The 16,583-nt window shown below is 61.4% G+C and carries 15 protein-coding genes, 1 tRNA gene and 1 pseudogene; 7 read left to right on the plus strand and 10 right to left on the minus strand.

What is annotated here, in order from left to right; translation table 11 throughout:
* Nucleotides 1-16: 16 nt before the first annotated feature.
* Nucleotides 17-443 (plus strand): annotated as a pseudogene (locus NKH01_RS18705) (VOC family protein).
* Here NKH01_RS18705 and NKH01_RS18710 read toward each other — a convergent pair.
* Nucleotides 440-1,390, minus strand: coding sequence for a S1C family serine protease (locus NKH01_RS18710; RefSeq protein ID WP_353021626.1), 951 nt, complete (start codon nt 1,388-1,390; stop codon nt 440-442). The pseudogene NKH01_RS18705 and the gene NKH01_RS18710 sit on opposite strands and share 4 nt — an antisense overlap.
* Before the next feature lie 175 nt (nt 1,391-1,565).
* Here NKH01_RS18710 and NKH01_RS18715 point away from each other — a divergent pair, with 175 nt between their 5' ends.
* Both NKH01_RS18715 and NKH01_RS18720 read left to right on the plus strand, forming a co-directional pair.
* Nucleotides 1,566-2,438, plus strand: a complete 873-nt coding sequence (locus NKH01_RS18715) for a S1C family serine protease (RefSeq protein ID WP_023719328.1) — start codon at nt 1,566-1,568, stop codon at nt 2,436-2,438.
* 7 nt (nt 2,439-2,445) lie between these two features.
* Nucleotides 2,446-3,078 (plus strand): helix-turn-helix transcriptional regulator, encoded by a 633-nt coding sequence (locus tag NKH01_RS18720; protein ID WP_353021629.1) that lies wholly within the window; start codon nt 2,446-2,448, stop codon nt 3,076-3,078.
* Nucleotides 3,079-3,085: 7 nt separating this feature from the next.
* Here NKH01_RS18720 and NKH01_RS18725 read toward each other — a convergent pair whose 3' ends face one another.
* Both NKH01_RS18725 and NKH01_RS18730 read right to left on the minus strand, forming a co-directional pair.
* Complete coding sequence (locus NKH01_RS18725) at nt 3,086-3,475, minus strand: type II toxin-antitoxin system VapC family toxin (protein WP_023719326.1); 390 nt, start codon at nt 3,473-3,475, stop codon at nt 3,086-3,088.
* The gene (locus tag NKH01_RS18730; protein ID WP_023719325.1) at nt 3,472-3,738 is read right to left on the minus strand and encodes a type II toxin-antitoxin system VapB family antitoxin; all 267 of its coding nucleotides are present in this window, start codon (nt 3,736-3,738) and stop codon (nt 3,472-3,474) included. The genes NKH01_RS18725 and NKH01_RS18730 overlap by 4 nt, the downstream gene beginning before the upstream one ends.
* A 198-nt stretch (nt 3,739-3,936) precedes the next feature.
* Here NKH01_RS18730 and NKH01_RS18735 point away from each other — a divergent pair, with 198 nt between their 5' ends.
* Nucleotides 3,937-4,803 carry an SDR family oxidoreductase gene (locus NKH01_RS18735; protein WP_353021633.1) on the plus strand — a complete coding sequence of 289 codons (867 nt, stop codon included), beginning with the start codon at nt 3,937-3,939 and terminating at the stop codon, nt 4,801-4,803.
* Between the two features lie 54 nt (nt 4,804-4,857).
* Here NKH01_RS18735 and NKH01_RS18740 read toward each other — a convergent pair whose 3' ends face one another.
* A complete protein-coding gene (locus NKH01_RS18740; RefSeq protein WP_023719323.1) occupies nt 4,858-5,373 on the minus strand; it encodes a TIGR00645 family protein in 516 nt (171 codons plus the stop codon).
* A 237-nt stretch (nt 5,374-5,610) separates the two neighbouring features.
* A complete protein-coding gene (locus NKH01_RS35320; protein ID WP_502912645.1) occupies nt 5,611-7,809 on the minus strand; it encodes an OmpA family protein in 2,199 nt (732 codons plus the stop codon).
* A 224-nt stretch (nt 7,810-8,033) separates the two neighbouring features.
* Here NKH01_RS35320 and NKH01_RS18755 point away from each other — a divergent pair, with 224 nt between their 5' ends.
* Both NKH01_RS18755 and NKH01_RS18760 read left to right on the plus strand, forming a co-directional pair.
* Nucleotides 8,034-8,480, plus strand: coding sequence for a YcgN family cysteine cluster protein (locus NKH01_RS18755; protein WP_023719321.1), 447 nt, complete (start codon nt 8,034-8,036; stop codon nt 8,478-8,480).
* Between the two features lie 247 nt (nt 8,481-8,727).
* On the plus strand, nt 8,728-9,087 hold the full coding sequence (locus NKH01_RS18760) for a hypothetical protein (RefSeq protein WP_023719320.1): 360 nt from the start codon (nt 8,728-8,730) through the stop codon (nt 9,085-9,087).
* Nucleotides 9,088-9,222: 135 nt separating this feature from the next.
* On the opposite strand, the gene NKH01_RS18765 is transcribed toward NKH01_RS18760, so the two are convergent.
* Nucleotides 9,223-9,933 (minus strand): SIMPL domain-containing protein, encoded by a 711-nt coding sequence (locus NKH01_RS18765; protein ID WP_023719319.1) that lies wholly within the window; start codon nt 9,931-9,933, stop codon nt 9,223-9,225.
* 171 nt (nt 9,934-10,104) lie between these two features.
* Here NKH01_RS18765 and NKH01_RS18770 point away from each other — a divergent pair.
* Nucleotides 10,105-10,180, plus strand: a tRNA-Ile gene (locus NKH01_RS18770).
* A gap of 21 nt (nt 10,181-10,201) precedes the next feature.
* On the opposite strand, the gene NKH01_RS18775 is transcribed toward NKH01_RS18770, so the two are convergent.
* The 4 genes from NKH01_RS18775 to NKH01_RS18790 all read right to left on the minus strand — a co-directional run bounded on the left by NKH01_RS18775 (nt 10,202) and on the right by NKH01_RS18790 (nt 16,343).
* Nucleotides 10,202-11,419, minus strand: coding sequence for a tyrosine-type recombinase/integrase (locus NKH01_RS18775; protein WP_353021639.1), 1,218 nt, complete (start codon nt 11,417-11,419; stop codon nt 10,202-10,204).
* 670 nt (nt 11,420-12,089) lie between these two features.
* Nucleotides 12,090-13,403, minus strand: coding sequence for an HlyD family type I secretion periplasmic adaptor subunit (locus tag NKH01_RS18780; RefSeq protein WP_353021640.1), 1,314 nt, complete (start codon nt 13,401-13,403; stop codon nt 12,090-12,092).
* A complete protein-coding gene (locus NKH01_RS18785) occupies nt 13,378-15,147 on the minus strand; it encodes a type I secretion system permease/ATPase (protein WP_352450798.1) in 1,770 nt (589 codons plus the stop codon). Before NKH01_RS18785 ends, NKH01_RS18780 begins: the two co-directional genes overlap by 26 nt.
* A 395-nt stretch (nt 15,148-15,542) precedes the next feature.
* Nucleotides 15,543-16,343: a M10 family metallopeptidase C-terminal domain-containing protein gene (locus tag NKH01_RS18790; protein WP_352466671.1), complete on the minus strand. Its 801-nt coding sequence runs from the start codon at nt 16,341-16,343 to the stop codon at nt 15,543-15,545.
* Between the last annotated feature and the right edge of the window lie 240 nt (nt 16,344-16,583).

Raw genomic sequence — 16,583 nt, forward strand, 5'->3', positions numbered from 1 at the left:
GCCTGGAGAAGGAAAGATGAAGACGACGAGCTATTATCCGGTGCTGATGACGGGCGATGTTGCCGGCACTGCAGCCTTTTATGTCGCGCATTTCGGCTTCAAGCCGCTGTTCGAGGCCGACTGGTACATCCATCTGCGCTCAGCCGAAGATCGCCGCGTCAATCTCGGTATCGTCCAGGGCGATCATGAGACGATCCCGGAGAAGGGGTGGGGCCGCACGTCTGGCCTGCTGATCAATTTCGAGGTCAGGGATCCGGGATGCCGTCTATGAGCGGATCACCGCCGCCGGCCTGCCGATCCTGCTAACGCTGCGCGACGAACCCTTCGGCCAGCGCCATTTCATCACCAAGGATCCCAACGGCGTGCTGATCGACGTGATCAGGCCGATCCCGCCGAGCCCGGAATTCCTGGCGCAATATGCGCAGGGTGCTGCAGCGAGCTAGCTTGCCCTCGCCAACGGCATCACCGTGACCTGGGTAATGCCGGAGCGGCGCACCACCGTGCAAAGTGTCTCGCGGCCGATGCGCTCGGCGTCTAGCATGCGCACGAGATCGTCGACGCCGGTGACCGGGCGGCCGTCAATTGCAGCAATAATGTCGCCTTCCCTGAGGCCGGCCTTGTCCGCCGGGCTGTTCTTCTCGACGCTGCGCAGGCGCACCGCCGTGCTGCTCGACACTTGCGACAAGAGTGCTGCGCGGCGCGGCAGGTTGGTGGTGTCGGCGGAAACGCCGATGAAGGCGCGGCGCACGCGGCCGAAGCGGATGATCTCCGAGATGACGAAATTGGCGGTGTTGGAGGCAACCGCGAACGCGATGCCTTGCGCTCCGTGGATCATCGCGGTGTTGACGCCGATCACCTCGCCGGCCGAGGACACCAGCGGTCCGCCGGAATTGCCGGGGTTGAGCGCGGCGTCAGTCTGGATGACGTCGTCGATCAGCCGGCCGGTGGAGGCACGCATCGAGCGGCCGAGCGCCGAGACGACGCCGGTGGTGACGGTCCATTCGAAGCCGAGCGGGTTGCCGATGGCAATTGCAATCTGGCCGCGCCTCAAACGCTTGGAATCGCCAAGCGGCGCAACGTCGGCAAAGTTGCCGTCGGCGCGCACCAGCGCAATGTCGGTGTCGGGGTCGCGGCCGAGCACGCGGCCTTCCCTGGAGGCGCCGTCCGGCATCGACACGCGCACACTGCGCGCATCGCCGACGACGTGGAAGTTGGTGACGACCAGCCCGTCCGGCGCGATGACGAAGCCTGAGCCATGGCCGCCCGGGCCACCGACACGCTCGATGCGGCAGACGGCGGGCCCGATGCGGTCGACGGCATCGGCGACCGTCGCCGAATAGGCATCGAGAAGGGCATCGTCATATTGCAATTGCTGGGCGGGCAGGGCCATCTGCGGGGCTCCGTAGCTTTTGGAACAAGATGAACAATGCCTATATGTGCGGAGCGGCCGGACCGGCCGCGACCTGACCAGATGGCCAGTCAAACGCCCAACTAGCCGTCAGGCGAGTATCCGCCAACGCCCTGCCGGGCGATATCTGGGTCACGAGGAACCCAGGAGACAAATCATGAGCGATTTCAATCTGAGCACATTTTCCGACGCCATTGCCGACATCGCCGCAGCCGCGGCTCCAGCGACGGCCAGCTTCGCGACGCACCACCACCGCACGTCTACCGCTTTCCACTGGCAGGACGGCTATTTCGTCACTGCCGAGGAGGCGGTCGAGGCCGGCGAGGAGATCGAGCTGACGTTTCCTTCGGGCGAGACCGTCAAGGCCGAGCTGGTCGGCCGCGACCCGTCCACCGGCACGGCCGTTTTGAAACCCACCGGCGCACCAAGCGTGCCGTCCCTGGTGAAGGCGGATGCAGTGCGGCCGGGCAATCTGGCGATCGTCGCGGGCAATAGCGACGGCACCTCGCTCGCTACCTTCGGCACGGTCGGCGAGGTCGGCCCGGCCTGGCGTTCAATGCGCGGCGGCACGATCGACCGGCGCATCAACCTTGCCGTCAATGCCGGCGGCCGTTTCGAGGGCGGCCCTGTGCTCGACGCCAAGGGCGGACTGATCGGCATGCTGCTGTTCGGGCCACGCCGGCGGGCGCTGGTCATGCCTTACGAAACGATCGAGCGGGCAGTCACGACGCTGCGCGAGAAGGGTCATGTGGCGAGGGGCTATCTTGGTGCCGGCCTGCATCCGGTCCGCAATGGTGATACACAGGGCGCCATGGTGATGAGCCTTGACGATAGCGGCCCGGCGAAAGCCGCCGGTCTCAGTCTCGGCGACATCATCGTATCGTGGAACGCAGAGACGGTGCATGGCCCGCGCGAGCTGATCCGCAAGCTCGGGCCGGACAGCGCCGGTGCCTTGGTGACACTCGGCGTGGTGCGCGGCGGCGAGAACCGTGAGGTCTCACTGACCATCGGTGAAAAACCACTGAGCTGAGGGATAGATGGTAAGCGGTGAGGTCGCTGGCAGACGGCTGACGGTGCTGATCGTGCTCGGTGACGTCGAGCGCGCGCGAAGTCTGTCCGCGGCTCTCGCTGCGACCGATGACCTGCAGCCTTTTCTGGCGGGCGAAGTCGACGGGCGTTGGGCGGCGGATGTCGCCATCGTCGATGATCATGGGGTGCAAGGCGGGCTCGTCGACGCCGCCATGCCTCGGGTGCTGCTATCGTCGCGAGCGGCCGGGGAGCGGCCGGCCGATACAGTGTTTGCCGTGCTGCCGGTGGCAGCGGACGACGTGCTGATCGCCGCTGCGGCGCGGCTGGCGGCGACTGGCTACCGGATTTCGCGTGACAGCCACGCTCTGTCAGACGGGCACGATTTTACCTTTCATGACAGCGACCGGTTCGACGAGGAACCGAGTAACGAGCAAATCGTCCGGCCGACGCTTTCGCCGCGCGAAAGCGAGGTGCTGGCACTGCTCGCCGAAGGCGCGCCCAACAAGGTCATCGCGCGGCGGCTGAACATCTCCGTGCATACGGCGAAATTCCACGTCGCAGCGATCCTGACGAAGCTCGGTGCCGCCAACCGCACCGATGCGATCGCCATCGCCATGCGGCAGGGCCTGGTGCTGGTCTAGCCGTGGATCAAACAGCCGGTTCGATGTCGGTCAGCCGGAAATCGTCACCCTTGAACAGCAACGGCATGGCTTCGATACGTGCCGCAGCATAGGCAATGCAGTCGCCGAAGTTGAGGGCGGCCGGATGCCGGCCCTTGCCATAGCGCAGGAACGCCTGACGAGCGACCGCGGCGTGGTCGGCCGTGAAGGGGATCGTCTCGATCGAGGCGGTGCGCAAAAAAGTTTCGAAGCGATCGATAATCTGGTCCTGCCAGCGGCCGACGAGCACCATTGTCGTTTCAAGCAGTGTCGGTGCCGGAAGCAAACGTCTTTCAGCCTGGGTGATCGCCAAAACGAAGCGGTCGTAGCCCGGCTCCGTGCGCAAAATGGCGACCAGCGCCGAGGAATCGATGATCATCGCGTCGGGATACCCAGTTCGTCATAACCGAGAATTTCATCGTCGCTCATCGCATCTTTGCGCTCCGGTATTCGTGCAGCTCGTTCCGCAATCGCCATCAGACGTTGAAAAAGGTCACCGGTCTCGTCGCGCGGCACAAGCCGCTCGCGCGCAACTTCGCGCTCGAGGCTTTGACGGATGGCCTCCGTCACCGATACCTGGCGCCGGCGGGCGAGCTCACGTGCCAGTTGCTCGACCGCCATATTCTTGATCGATAAGGCCATTTATATATTCTCCCTTTTCGTATAGAATATATACCAACTTGCCCGACAGATTCAACGCGCGCTCCCGCGAAATCCACGACCCTCCGTAGCGTCACACCACCGCTGCGGGTTAAGGGCGCTTGTATCCGCCGGCGGTGCAGGCAAGGATCGCAAGGAGAAAAGATGGTAGAAAAGAGAGTAGCACAGGGAGGGGCGAGGATGTCGCTCAAGGGAAAGACGCTGTTCATCTCTGGCGGGTCACGCGGCATCGGGCTGGCGATTGCGCTGCGCGCCGCGCGCGACGGCGCCAATGTGACGATCGCGGCCAAGACCGCCGAGCCGCATCCGAAGCTGCCGGGGACGATCTACACAGCGGCGCAAGAGATCGAGCGGGCCGGCGGCAAGGCGCTGCCGGCGCTGTGCGACATCCGCGATGAAGCGCAGGTCGCCGAAGCCGTCGCCAAAACCGTGGAGACGTTCGGCGGCATCGATATCTGCATCAACAATGCCAGCGCCATCCAACTCACCGGCACGCTGGAGACCGACATGAAACGCTACGACCTGATGCACCAGATCAACACGCGCGGTACTTTTCTCGTCTCCAAAATGTGCATTCCACACTTGAGGTTGGCGGAAAATCCTCACATTTTGAATCTGGCGCCGCCGCTCGACATTAAGGCCAAGTGGTTCAAGAACCATGTCGCCTACACGATGGCGAAGTTCGGCATGTCGATGTGCACGCTGGGCATGAGCGCCGAGTTCGCCAGGGATGGCATTGCGGTCAATTCGCTCTGGCCGATCTCGACCATCGACACGGCGGCGGTGCGCAACCTCCTGGGCGGGGCGACGGTGGCGGCGATGAGCCGTTCGCCCGACATCATGGCCGATGCCGCACACGCCATCCTGGTCAGGCCGTCGCGCGGGGCAACCGGTAATTTCTACATCGACGAAGAAGTGCTGCGCGCCGAAGGCGTCAGCGATTTCTCAGCCTATGCGCCGGGCGCGACAGGCCCGCTCGCCGGCGACTTTTTTGTGCCGGACGAGGTGTTCGAGCGGACTGATACCAAAATCAAAGGTATTTACTGACGGAAAGCATCTAGCTGACAGGCGTATCTCTTAAAGACCGGCACAGACGCGTGCTCAGCCTTCGGCTTTCTTGGCTTTGCCAAGACCCATCAGCCGGTCGATATAGGCAAGCATCAGTGCCGACAGAACGAAGGCCAGATGAATGATGGTCAGCCACATCAGCTGGTCGGTCGTGTAGGAGACCGAGTTCAGGAAAACCTGCAAGAGGTGGATCGAGGAGATGGCGACGATTGTCGAGGCGACCTTGACCTTCAGCGAGCCGACATCGATCGTGCCCAGCCAATGCACCTTGCCGTCATTTTCATCGAAGCGGCTTACGAAGTTTTCGTAGCCCGAGATGATCACCATCACCACCAGTGAGGCGACCAGCGCGGCGTCGATGAGGCCGAGGATCTTCAGGATGGTATCGGTGTCGTCGAGCGTGAAGGCCACGGAGACGAACTCGAACAGCTTCTTGCCGAAGGACACGGCATAGATGGCAAGCGCCGCGCCCAGTCCGAGATAGAAGACGACCAGCAGCCAGCGCGAGGCGAGAATGATCGATTCGATGGCGAGTTCGAGGCGCTTCATGCGGCGATTCCGGGCTCCGTTGTCGGAGTGCCGTATTTCGGGCAGGCTGCGGCGGTTTGCAAGGTTCTAAAAAACGAAACCCCGCCGGGGAGGGGAACCGGCGGGGCTCGTGTGTCCCGCTGGAGTCGGGACGGGGCAGGGACGCCCTTTCCAAAATTTGGGATTGGTGACCTCGCGTTTCAAGATTGGTGACCGCGCGATTCAATGGTTGATCGGATCGCGCGGTTCACATTCCGCTTATTGGGCGCTGGCCACCGGCGCCACCAGCGAGGTGATGCGGCGGATGGCGACGCGGCGGTTCTCACGGTTGGGTCCCGACGTGTCTACCTTGAGATACTCCTCGCCATAGCCCTGTGTCGTCAGGTTCTCCGGCGGGATGCCGAAGGCATTGGTCAAGGCTTCGGCGACTGCCTCGGCGCGGCGGTCGGACAATGCAAGGTTCGCTTCCGGCTTGCCGACTGCATCCGTGTGGCCTTCGATCAGGAAGGTCTCGGCCGGGTTTTTCTTCAGCAGCTTGTCCATGGCGTTGGCAACACCCTCCAGCTTCTGGACCTCGGTGTCGGAAATCGAAGCCGAACCGAATTCGAAGTTGAGCGTATCGAGGTCGATGCGGCGGGCAATGTCGCGCACGCGGGCCGAGCGTTTGACCTCGTCGATCGAATAGAGGCGCTGGACCTTCTCCACCGGCGGTCGTTCGAGGAAGGTGTAGTAGTCGTCCGGATCCTCGACCTCTTCGGAATCCAGAATGTATTCCTCTTGCGGGATGGTAAGGCGCATCGGCGGCAGGTCGTCGCCCGGGTCGCGCCAGTCTGCATCATCGTCATAGTTCCGCTCGTCGACATAGCTCAGCACATATTCGCGTCCGTCAGGCGCGATGCGTGAACGCTGGATCACGTCGCCGTAGCGGTTGCGGATGGTGACGATCCGGAAACCGTTGTCACGCTCCACGATTTCCCGGGTGCGATCGCCCGACAGGTCCTCATAATAGACATTCCTGGCGCCGCGGTGCATACGCGGGGCGTCGCTGCTTTCGACGAACGTCTGGTTGTTGAACTGGAGGATGACGCGGTCGCCGAATTCCCTGAGGACATTGGTGCCTTGCGGGCGCCGCCGACGACGAACATCCTCGAAATCGGCTGAGCGCTCGACGCGCTTGCCTTTTTCCTCGGTCACGGGAGCGATCTTTTCAGGTTTGATCTCCTGCTGCGCTGCCCGGTCGTCGGTCGGGGGCGGCCCCTGGTCGACCGGAGCCGGTTTCGAGACTTCCGCCTGGTTGCCGTTCTCCTCGACGGGCTGGTTGCCTTCCTGACCACCCGTTTTGCCGCCATTTTGGCGACCCGCGTTTTGGCGGCCTTGGTCCTTGCCGTGCCTGCGCCTGACATCCTTCTGACTGTCCAGTATGGGCGCCTCGTTCGGGTTGGCCGCGGCTTCGCCCGAAGCAGGGGGCCTACCCTCGGCGGGTGCTGCCTGTTCGCCGGTGGCGGGTTGCTCACCGGTTGCGGGCTGCTGTTCGCCTGTCACCGGCTCTTCCCCAACGGGCTTCTTGCCGCGTTTCTTCGTCTGGTCCTGGGGCTGTTCGGCTTGAGCAGGAGCGGCTTGCTTGTCGGTTGGAAGTGGCTCGGCCTGTGGGAGAGCCGGCGCCGCCTGCTGGTCCTGCTTATTCTTCCTCTTGCGCGGATTGCCCTGCTCGTTGTCGTTTGCAGGGGCAACCTGCTCGGCCGGCTGTTCAGCAGGTGCGGCTTCCTGCTGTTGCTGGTCGCGCTTCTTCCTGCGCTGCTTGAGCTGCTGCTGAACGTCGTTCGCGGGCGCAGCCTGCTCGGCCGGCTGTTCAGCAGGTGCGGCTTCCTGCTGTTGCTGGTCGCGCTTCTTCCTGCGCTGCTTGAGCTGCTGCTGATCGTCGCTCGCGGGCGCAGCTTGCTCGGCCGGCTGTTCAGCAGGTGCGGCTTCCCGCTGTTGCTGGTCGCGCTTCTTCCTGCGCGGCTTGATCTGCTGATCGTCATTCACGGGTGCAGCCTGCTCGGCCGGCTGTTCGGCTTCGATCTGCTGTTGCTGCCTCTTTTTCCTGCGTTGATTGCCCTGCTCCTCTCCGCCCGAGGGCGCGAGTTGTTCGGCGGGCGCGGATTCGGTCTGTTGCTGCTCGCGCTTGTTCCGGCGCGGCTTTTGCTCGGACTCGCCCGATTGTTCGGCGGGTGCTTCGGTTCGCTCCTGCCGTTCGCGCCTCTTGCCGGGCTTCTGTTCCGGCTCCGCCTGCCCGCCTTGGGCACAGGCTTCGGCCGACTCGCCTTCGGCGCAATTCGACTGCGCCGGGATAAGCACTGCGCTGTTCCGAGCGGGGCCGAATGCGGCGCTGCCTTGCAGCGGGAACGCGCCTAACGGCGCGGACGCCATCAACAGGCCAAGCGCCGTGCCTGCCAGAATCCGTGGTTGGCGTTTCATCATAAACACTCCTTGTGGCGTCCCATCCCTGCCCAAACTTTCAGCAACCATGTTTGGTTCCTGTTTGTAGGTCTTAGCGGTGGCACAGGGCGATTGACCGGCGTTTTGAAGGCGACTTCATGTCATTCGTATGGTCTTGGCGTATGGTCCCGGCGTATGGTTCGGACGAGGGTGCATGGGTTGCTGCGCTTGACCTTGACGCCTCCGAGGTCCACATGCCGACGATGGAAAAGCCGTTCTGGAAAACCAAGACGCTGGAGGCGATGACCCCGGCCGAGTGGGAATCGCTCTGCGACGGCTGTGGCAAATGCTGCCTGTCCAAACTCGAAGACGAGGACACCGGAGATATCTACTGGACCAGCGTCGGCTGCCGGCTGTTCGACGCTGGAAGCTGCCGCTGCTCCGATTATACCAACCGGCTGGCGCGTGTTCCGGATTGCGTCGGGCTGACGCCGCAGAATGTGCGCACCATCAGCTGGCTGCCCAAGACCTGCGCTTACCGGTTGGTTGCCGAGGGCCGCGATCTCTATTGGTGGCACAGGCTGGTGTCGGGAAGCGACGAGACTGTGCACGAGGCCGGCATCTCGATGCGCGGCCGGGTCAGCGCCAGCGAGACGGAGCTTGCCGAGCCGGAGGATTATTTCGACCATATGCTTGCAGACGAGCCTTAGGATTTACTCCGGAATCGAGGACCCAGAACCGACAGCAAAACGGACGTTGCCTATCCGCCCATGCCGGTCCACCCTATGTAGGACCGCCGTCCATAGCACCGGTTCCGGAAGCGAGAGACTATCCCGGTTCTGCCGCATGAACCGGAGATGAACGGCCGGTTCGCAAAAAATTCAGACAGGCGGGTGCATTCTCCTCCCATCGGTTCGACGAAAACGGGTGGAAACCCTCAAACAAGGAGAGAAGACAATGTTCAACACCATCAAGACGGCGGCTCTTTCGGCTCTTGTCGGCCTTGGCACGCTTGCTGCCATCCCAGCCCATGCAGACAGTATCTATCTCGGCTTCGGCAACAACCAAGATCCGCGCGTCGGCGTCTATACCGGCGACGAAGATGATGGTTACTATCGCGAACACCGCCGTGAGCGCAACTGGCGCCGCTCCTGTTCGCCGGAGCGTGCCCTCGACAAGGCCGAACGTATGGGCCTGCGCCGCGCCCGCATCGTCGACATCAACCGCCGCACGGTCAAGGTCGCTGGCCGCCAGTACGGCGACCGCGTGGTGATCGTATTCGCCAACGAGCGCGGTTGTCCGATTATCTATCGCTAAGCCCGTCGAAGCTTTGCGGCCGGCGTCTTTCAGCCGGTAAAGTAGCGGAGCCTCTTTCCGCCAGGACGGAAAGGTGCGGCTCGAAAACCCCGGAGGATCGGTCCTCCGGGGTTTTTTATGCGCTGCGATCGACGATCACTTCAGTTCGAAAGTCACCGTCACCTGCGCGGTATAGGAATTCTCGCCGGCCTGCACGGGGACCGATGCGCCGGCCGCATCGAAAGCCTTGGCGTTGATTGGCATCGGCGGCGGTGCGAAATTCTGGTCGGTGATTTCCAGAACCCGGCCGATGCCGACGCCGGCCGCTTCGGCCAGCGTCTTGGCCTTGGCCATGGCATTGGCGACGGCCTTCTTGCGCGCTTCAGTGACGGCTGCCGCCGGATCGTCGTTGGAGAAGGAGATGCCGCCGCCCTGGTTGACGCCGAGCGACACCGCCTTGTCGAGAATGTCGCCGGTCTTGTCGATGTCGCGGATGCGCACCGAAAGCGTGTTGGTCACCTGATAGGCGACAAGTTCGGCCTCCTGGCTGCCGTCGGGCTTGTTGGTGTAGTTATAGCGCGGGTTGATCTGGATGCCCGCGGTCTGCAGGTCGCGCTCCTTGATGCCGGACGATTTCATTGCCGCGATCACCGCGGCCATGGCGTCGTTATTGGCATCGAGCGCGGCACGCGCCGTCTTGGCCTCGCGCATGACGCTGAGCGTCAGCAGAGCCAGATCGGGTGCTATCGCCGCCTCGCCTTCGCCGGTGACGACGATGCGCGGCGGCGGCGGCGAATCGGCGGCGCCGGCGATCGCCGGAAATGCGATTGCGGCGGCAATCGCCAGTGGCAAAATACGTCTGGTCATGAAATCTCCTCGATCTGCGATCCCAAGACTGCCGAGTGTCGAGCGGCTCCAATGGGGGACGTGCAATAGGTTATCAATATGGGCTGATTTGGGCGGTCTCGGCCAGCCCCCTCGGAAAGCCGCTCTGAAAGCCTTGTGCGGTTCAGGGAAAAACACTAATCCAACGCCGTGGGGCCTGTAGCTCAATGGTTAGAGCCGGCGGCTCATAACCGCTTGGTTGGGGGTTCGAGTCCCTCCGGGCCCACCATTGGCTTTTGTGGCCGTTGATTTAATTGGATTTTTTGGCCATTTTTGTCCCACCTCTTTCAACCCCCTCAGAAAGTGGGACAATTTTGTTCTCTTTTCGATCGATAACCAGCAGGTATTTCGCCGCTCTCGCTACCTTCCGGCGACGCGCTTTCTTGATGTAGTGGTCGGGCTGCTGGTACGTAGTCCACCCATATATCGCCTTCAGCTGCTCGTGCGTCGCGCCGTTCTCAGCGGCGATCGTCGCGCCGGCCTTCCGAATTCCATGAGCACTGCAGTGCGGCAGCTCAGCTTGATCACACCACTGGCGCATCTTGTTGCCCAGACCGTTCTCCGAGAACGGGCGACCATACTCATTGACCAGGAAGGTCATCTGGTCGGAGGGCGTGTGCTCAAGTTCCGCCTCTAGTTCGGGCAGAAGCGGGAGCTCCACCAACACCGCATCCTTGTTACGACTGGTCTTCCCAGGCTTAATTCTGATCCACTTCTCCCACTGCTCGGTCTCCTCGTTGTAGACGAGCGTGATGTGCTGTCGACCGAAGATCGCGACGTCCGACAACCGCAGGCCAGTAAACATGAAGATCGAGAGCGCACGTCTGGCTGCGGTACCCAGCGGATGCCGCTTCTCATATTGAACGATCTCCGACAAGTCCCATGTGTGCCAGCCGTCGCCGCTCTTTAGCCGTCTGATGCCGCGGGCGGGATTGGAGTCGACGCCCGGAATCTCTGTGTCCTTTGCCCACTCAAACATCGCGCTGATGGCTTTTACGATATTGTTTGCCGCGCCCAGGGCGTCGAGCCTGGTGTCCCTGATCTCCTTAACATGAGACCGTTTCATACCGGCGAATGGCAGAGATCCCTTGGTGGGATACTGAGGATCCGGGTCACCTTCGAGGGGATGAGGTAATTCGCATACGCGCTCCAGAATTGCTCGTCGGCGCGCCATAGTGTCTTGGGTGATTTCCGTGCCGCCCCGACGGTAATACTCCTGGCAAAGCCACAGTAACGTGCCTTTCTTCGCTGGCTCGGAAGGCTTGGGGAGGCGCCGGCAAATCTCGGGAAGAGTGCCGGGCCGAACATAAGAGACCTCGGCGCGTGCGCAGCGCAGTTCCTCGAGGAACTCGTCGCTGCCGGTCGGTTCACGGAGCCGGACCTTCTTCCGACCCGGTGCGCGAAAATAGTACCGATCATTGCCGTGGCGATCAGTGTCCTTCACTACGCCCTTAAGATCGATTTTCACGGGCTCATCCGTCATGTTCGTGGTTTTCGATCCCAAGGATTGTCTAGTGGCGGCGAATCTTCGTCAAGCTTTGGTGCTCCTCCGATTTGGCGGTGAGGGAGCTTTCGAAAGGCCAATACAAGTTCCTCGACGTCCCAAACAATGCGCCCCTTGCTCGGCATTCGTGGCTGGGGCATCCGGCCGTCCTGGACCATTTCATCAAAGGTCGTTGAGCTTACGCCGATGAACGTCGCAGCCTGCTCGCGATTGATTCCTACCGGCGGGAGCGAGGGCGGCAAGACGCTCGGGGTGCGTAGCATCGGTTTAGCGCGTTGAAAGCGCGTTTTTGACGCCTGCCTGTCTTCCTATGTACCTGTCCGAATATTGCAGACGCTCAATCATGTCCTGGCCCTGTGCTTGCAGGCTCACCCTAGGTCTCCAGACCTCAGGATCGCTCAAGACACCGGACTCTTTTCCAGCCTTTGTGTACGATGATGGGTATCTTAATGCGCTCGAGGCCAAGAACTGAATGGTCGGCGACTTGGAAGGGCAAAATGACCGTGGAACCACGAATCTGAGTCAGAGGCGGAATCCAACTGAGGAAAGTATGGCTGTGTTTTCAGACGGTTATGACTCTCATGCATGCGTAACAACCAACAAGAATACCAACAAAATGTTTCTGTGGTTACTTTCATTCCTCATGGAATGCGCGACTGATTTGGTCCGACAGCGGCTTCACAAAATAAGAAAGCGCCGTACGCTCGCCCGTCTGGATCATCGCTTCGGCCGGCATGCCGGGCACGAGCGTCAGGTCCTTGAGCTTCGTCAGTTCCGCATGCGGAACCGACAGACGCACCAGGTAATATGAAACGCCGCTTTTTTCGTCCGTCGCCAGATCGGCTGCGATCCGGCTGACATATCCGTTCAATACCGGCGTGGTCCTCAGATTGAAGGCTGACATCCGCAGCACGGCCTTGTGACCAAGCTGGATTTGGTCGATGTCCTTCGGGGTGATTCGTGCTTCAAGCGCAAGATCGTCGCCTTCCGGCACGATTAGCATAATCGGATCGGCGGGCGTGATCACTCCTCCGACCGTATGAACTGCGAGTTGTTGAATGGCGCCTGACTGCGGCGCGACAATATCGATCCGTCGCAGTTCCTGTTCAGCCGCCACCTTGCGCTCAACATACTCCCCAACCTGCGCCTGAACCTCTCTGAGCTCCTGGCCGACTTCCGTCTTGAAATCCGGATCGATCTGCAGGATCTGCAGGCGCGTTTCGGCTATGCGGGCTGCCGTCTGTGCCTGATGTGCAATCTTCTCACCGCGTTCGCCGCCGAAAGTGGCAACCTGCGTCTTCAGACTGTTCAAGCGTTGGTCCGAGACAATGCCTTGGTCGCGCAGCCCACTCAGGGCAGCAATTTCCTTTTGGAGGATCTCGGTGCTTTTCTCACAAGCGATTGCCTGCGCCTTGAGCCCCTCGATCTCGTGCTCATATTGAGTGATGCGTTCCGCTAGCTGCGCCTGCCTTCCGTCGCGGGATTGTCTGCGGAATTCGAACAGCCGCGTCTCGCCATGTACTGCCGAAGCTACGTCCGGAACATCTCTGCGGGCGAGCAGCCAGTCCGGGAAGGCGATCTCCGCCAGATCGTCACGCTCAGCTTCGAGTCGTGCCAGGTTGGCGGCCAGCTCATCGAGCCGCTTGGTGACTACAGCGAGAGTGGCGCGCGTCTGGGTGGCGTCGAGCCGCATGAGGATGTCGCCGGCTTTTACTTTATCACCTTCGCTCACCAGGATTTCTCCCACCACCCCGCCGGTCGGGTGCTGCACCTTCTTCACATAGGAATCGACGACAAAGTGTCCGGACGCGACAACCGCGCCGGAGAGATTCGTGAAGGCCGCCCAGGCTCCGGCTCCTCCCACAAAGATCACGCTCGCCAGCAGGCCCGCCACCAGGTGCCGGCGAATGGACCTGGAAACGTCATTGTTCTGATGAATGCCGGACACCGGGATCCTCCATGTCAGCGCGCTCGTTATCCTGTGTAGACTCGATGGCCTTGACCCCAGCGCCTGATGCCATCGCTGCCCCCTTAAGGACTTTGGAAAGCGCCTCATCACGCGCACCGAATGCTCGCTGCCGTCCACCTTCCATCACCAACACCAAATCCACGGCGCGGATGGCGCTCGGCCGATGGGCAACGACAACCGCAATGCCCTTGCGCTCGCGCACGGAGGCGATCGCCTTGACAACCGCAGCCTCGCCTTCCGCATCGAGATTGGCATTGGGTTCATCCAGCACAACAAGGAAAGGGTCTCGATAAAGAGCACGGGCAAGACCGATACGCTGGCGCTGCCCGGCGGAAAGTGCCGATCCGGCCTCACCAATCGGAGTTTCGTAGCCGTGCTCAAATCGGAGGATCAGTTCGTGCGTGCCCGCTGCTTTCGCCGCGGTGACAATAGCCTCAGGGTCAGGATTATCTTCAAAACGAGCGATGTTTTCGGCAATGGTGCCGTCGAATAGTTCAACACCTTGCGGCAAATAGCCGATATGACGGCCTAGCGCTTCCCGGTCCCATTGATCGAGGCTTGCGCTGTCGATGCGAACCTTTCCGGCGACCGGCGCCCATGCGCCGACGATGGCGCGCGAGAGTGTCGACTTACCCGAACCCGATGCACCGATGATCCCGAGTGCGCTTCCCGCCTGAACGGCAAACGCAAGGCCGGTCACGGTCGGCTTCCTTTCGCCGGGCGGAACGATTGTCACGCCTTCGAGGCGGAGTTCGCGTTCAGGTGCAGGCATTGGCATAACAGGAGCGGTTTCAGGAACCTTTCCCAAGAGGTCCTCCAGCCGCGCCCAACCCTGGCGCGCCATGAGGAAGGGTTTCCAGCTTGAAATGGCCAGATCGACCGGAGCCAGCGCACGCCCCATCGTGATCGAACTGGCAATCATGACCCCGGCCGTAGTCTCCTGCCTGATGACAAGGTACGCGCCGACGGCAAGAATGGCCGATTGCAGCAGCACGCGCAGCGACTTTGAAATGCCACCCAGCCCACCTGCCACGTCCCCGACTTTCCGGTTGGCGGCCAGATACTTGGCATTGGCCTTGTGCCATCGGGCAGCGATCCGCTTTGCGAGACCGAGAGCTTGCACGACCTCGGCATTGCGGCGCGCTGCTTCCAGTAGACCATTGCGTACCATGTTGTGGTCAATGGTATCGCGTATCGGCCCTTGCGAGAGAGTGTTGGTAAGGAGTGTCAGAGATGTGAGACCGATCGCCCCGATAAGTGCCGTCATGCCGATCCAGAAATGAAAGAGGAAGCAAATGCCAAGATAAAGCAGCATCCATGGCAGATCGAAGAACGCTGTCGGGCCGTTTCCACCTAAGAATCCGCGAACATTGTCGAGATCGCGTAGCGGCTGCAAGCCGTCGCCCGGCATGCGCGTTAAAAGCGGAAGGCGAACGATCGCATCGTGAACGCGTCCGGAAAACTGTTCATCGAAACGCTCGCCAATCCGCAGCAGCACGCGGGCGCGCAAAACGTCGAGCAGGCATTGGAACGCATAAAGCCCTGCAGCAAGCACGACGAGCCCCACTAGCGTCGATACGCTGCCACTTGCCAGAACGCGGTCGTAGACCTGAAGCATGAACAGCGGCGAGATCAGCGCAAGCACGTTGACCACGCCGCTGATCAACAGAATTCCCCAAATAGCGGAAGTCAGAGGGAAAGGTCTCAAAGCTGAATCCTTCAAGGAATGGTTACTCACGTAGGTCTCCGTGAGGATCTGGCGACCCAGCTCCCTATATTGCTCCCCGAGCGGCAACCGACTGCATCCGCTCGCTGATTCAGGATCAGTGCTCCCACCGAATGTGTTTGGTTTGGCATCTAGTGGAGCGGGTCAACAACAACACCGTCCGGCTGAAGGTTTGGAAGGGCAACGTCATCGTGGCCGGCCGCAAGGGCCCGAACAGGCTTCCGCCTCCACGCCTTCAGGGAGATTTCGGTGTACGACCAGCGCGACGTGCAGGGCTTCGTCAAGCTGTACACGCTGCGACTGCTCCCGGGCGCCCCGGCCCATCGCAAGTAGCGGAAACGGAAAGCGCCCGCCCAGGGGGGCGGGGCGCTGTTCCGTATGGGTTTTCTGGATCAAACGAAGGTGAAGTCCGACGCGGTCAGGCCTAGGTCGGCCACGGTGACCACACCGCCCAGGTGGGCGAACTCATGCGCGCTGTTGTCGGCGGTGACATAGGCCAGAGTTGCGACTCTGTCGGTGTAGCTGCTTTGGTAGACAATGATGTCGCCGGCGTGCTCGCCGGAGATCGCACTCGCGGCTTCAGAAGCAGAGTTGAAAGATTCGCCAGTGATTACTACGACGTGTTCGCCGTTCGCACCCGAGGCCGCACCACTGTAGAAGCTGCTCACCGGGTAGCCGGACTGTATGCTGGCGTTGTTGACGAAGTTCGCGCCAAAACCGTCGTTGTAGAGGCCCACCGCATCGAAGGCGAACTTGTCCTCCGCCGGGTTGAAATCGGTGATAGTGGTAATGTCCGGCTTCGACCCGACACTCGGGTCGACCCCAGGCACCGGATTGTGGAACTGGAACACGAACGTGTCATTGTCGGTGCCCCCGGTCAACCTATCCTGGCCGTCACCCACGTAGAGGACATCCTGGCCGGGACCGCCGCTGAGCCTGTCATTGTCCTCACCGGAGATGCGCGCGTTGAAGCGGCCGTTGTCGCCGGAGAGATCGTCCCAGCCATCTCCGCCGAAGATGCGGTCGTTACCCTTGCCGCCAATGGCTCGGTCACTGCCCTGGCCAGCCGAGATCTCGTCGTTGCCGGCACGACCGTCAATCCAGTCATTGCCCTGGAAACCCTCCATCCAATCTTCAAGCTCGGTGCCGAGGAGTGTTTCGGAATCCGGGCCACCCTCGATAATCTTTGCCATCAAAAATACTCCTAATGATGCACCCTGCCTGACGCGTTTCATATTCCTCATCGGATAATTAGAGAAATCGATTGCTTGGATAGACACACATTTACGAGATGGATGCACTCACGTTCACTTCGCCCTTCTGCTGAGCAGTTGCGGGCTCGCTGGCGGCCGGGAAGCTGGTCGCCCAAGCAATCGATCTGAAGATTCGACACTCAAACCGGACCAGGACAACACTTCGTAACGGGGCCGTCC

It is taken from the genome of Mesorhizobium sp. M1403, assembly GCF_040317695.1.
Taxonomy (GTDB): domain Bacteria; phylum Pseudomonadota; class Alphaproteobacteria; order Rhizobiales; family Rhizobiaceae; genus Mesorhizobium.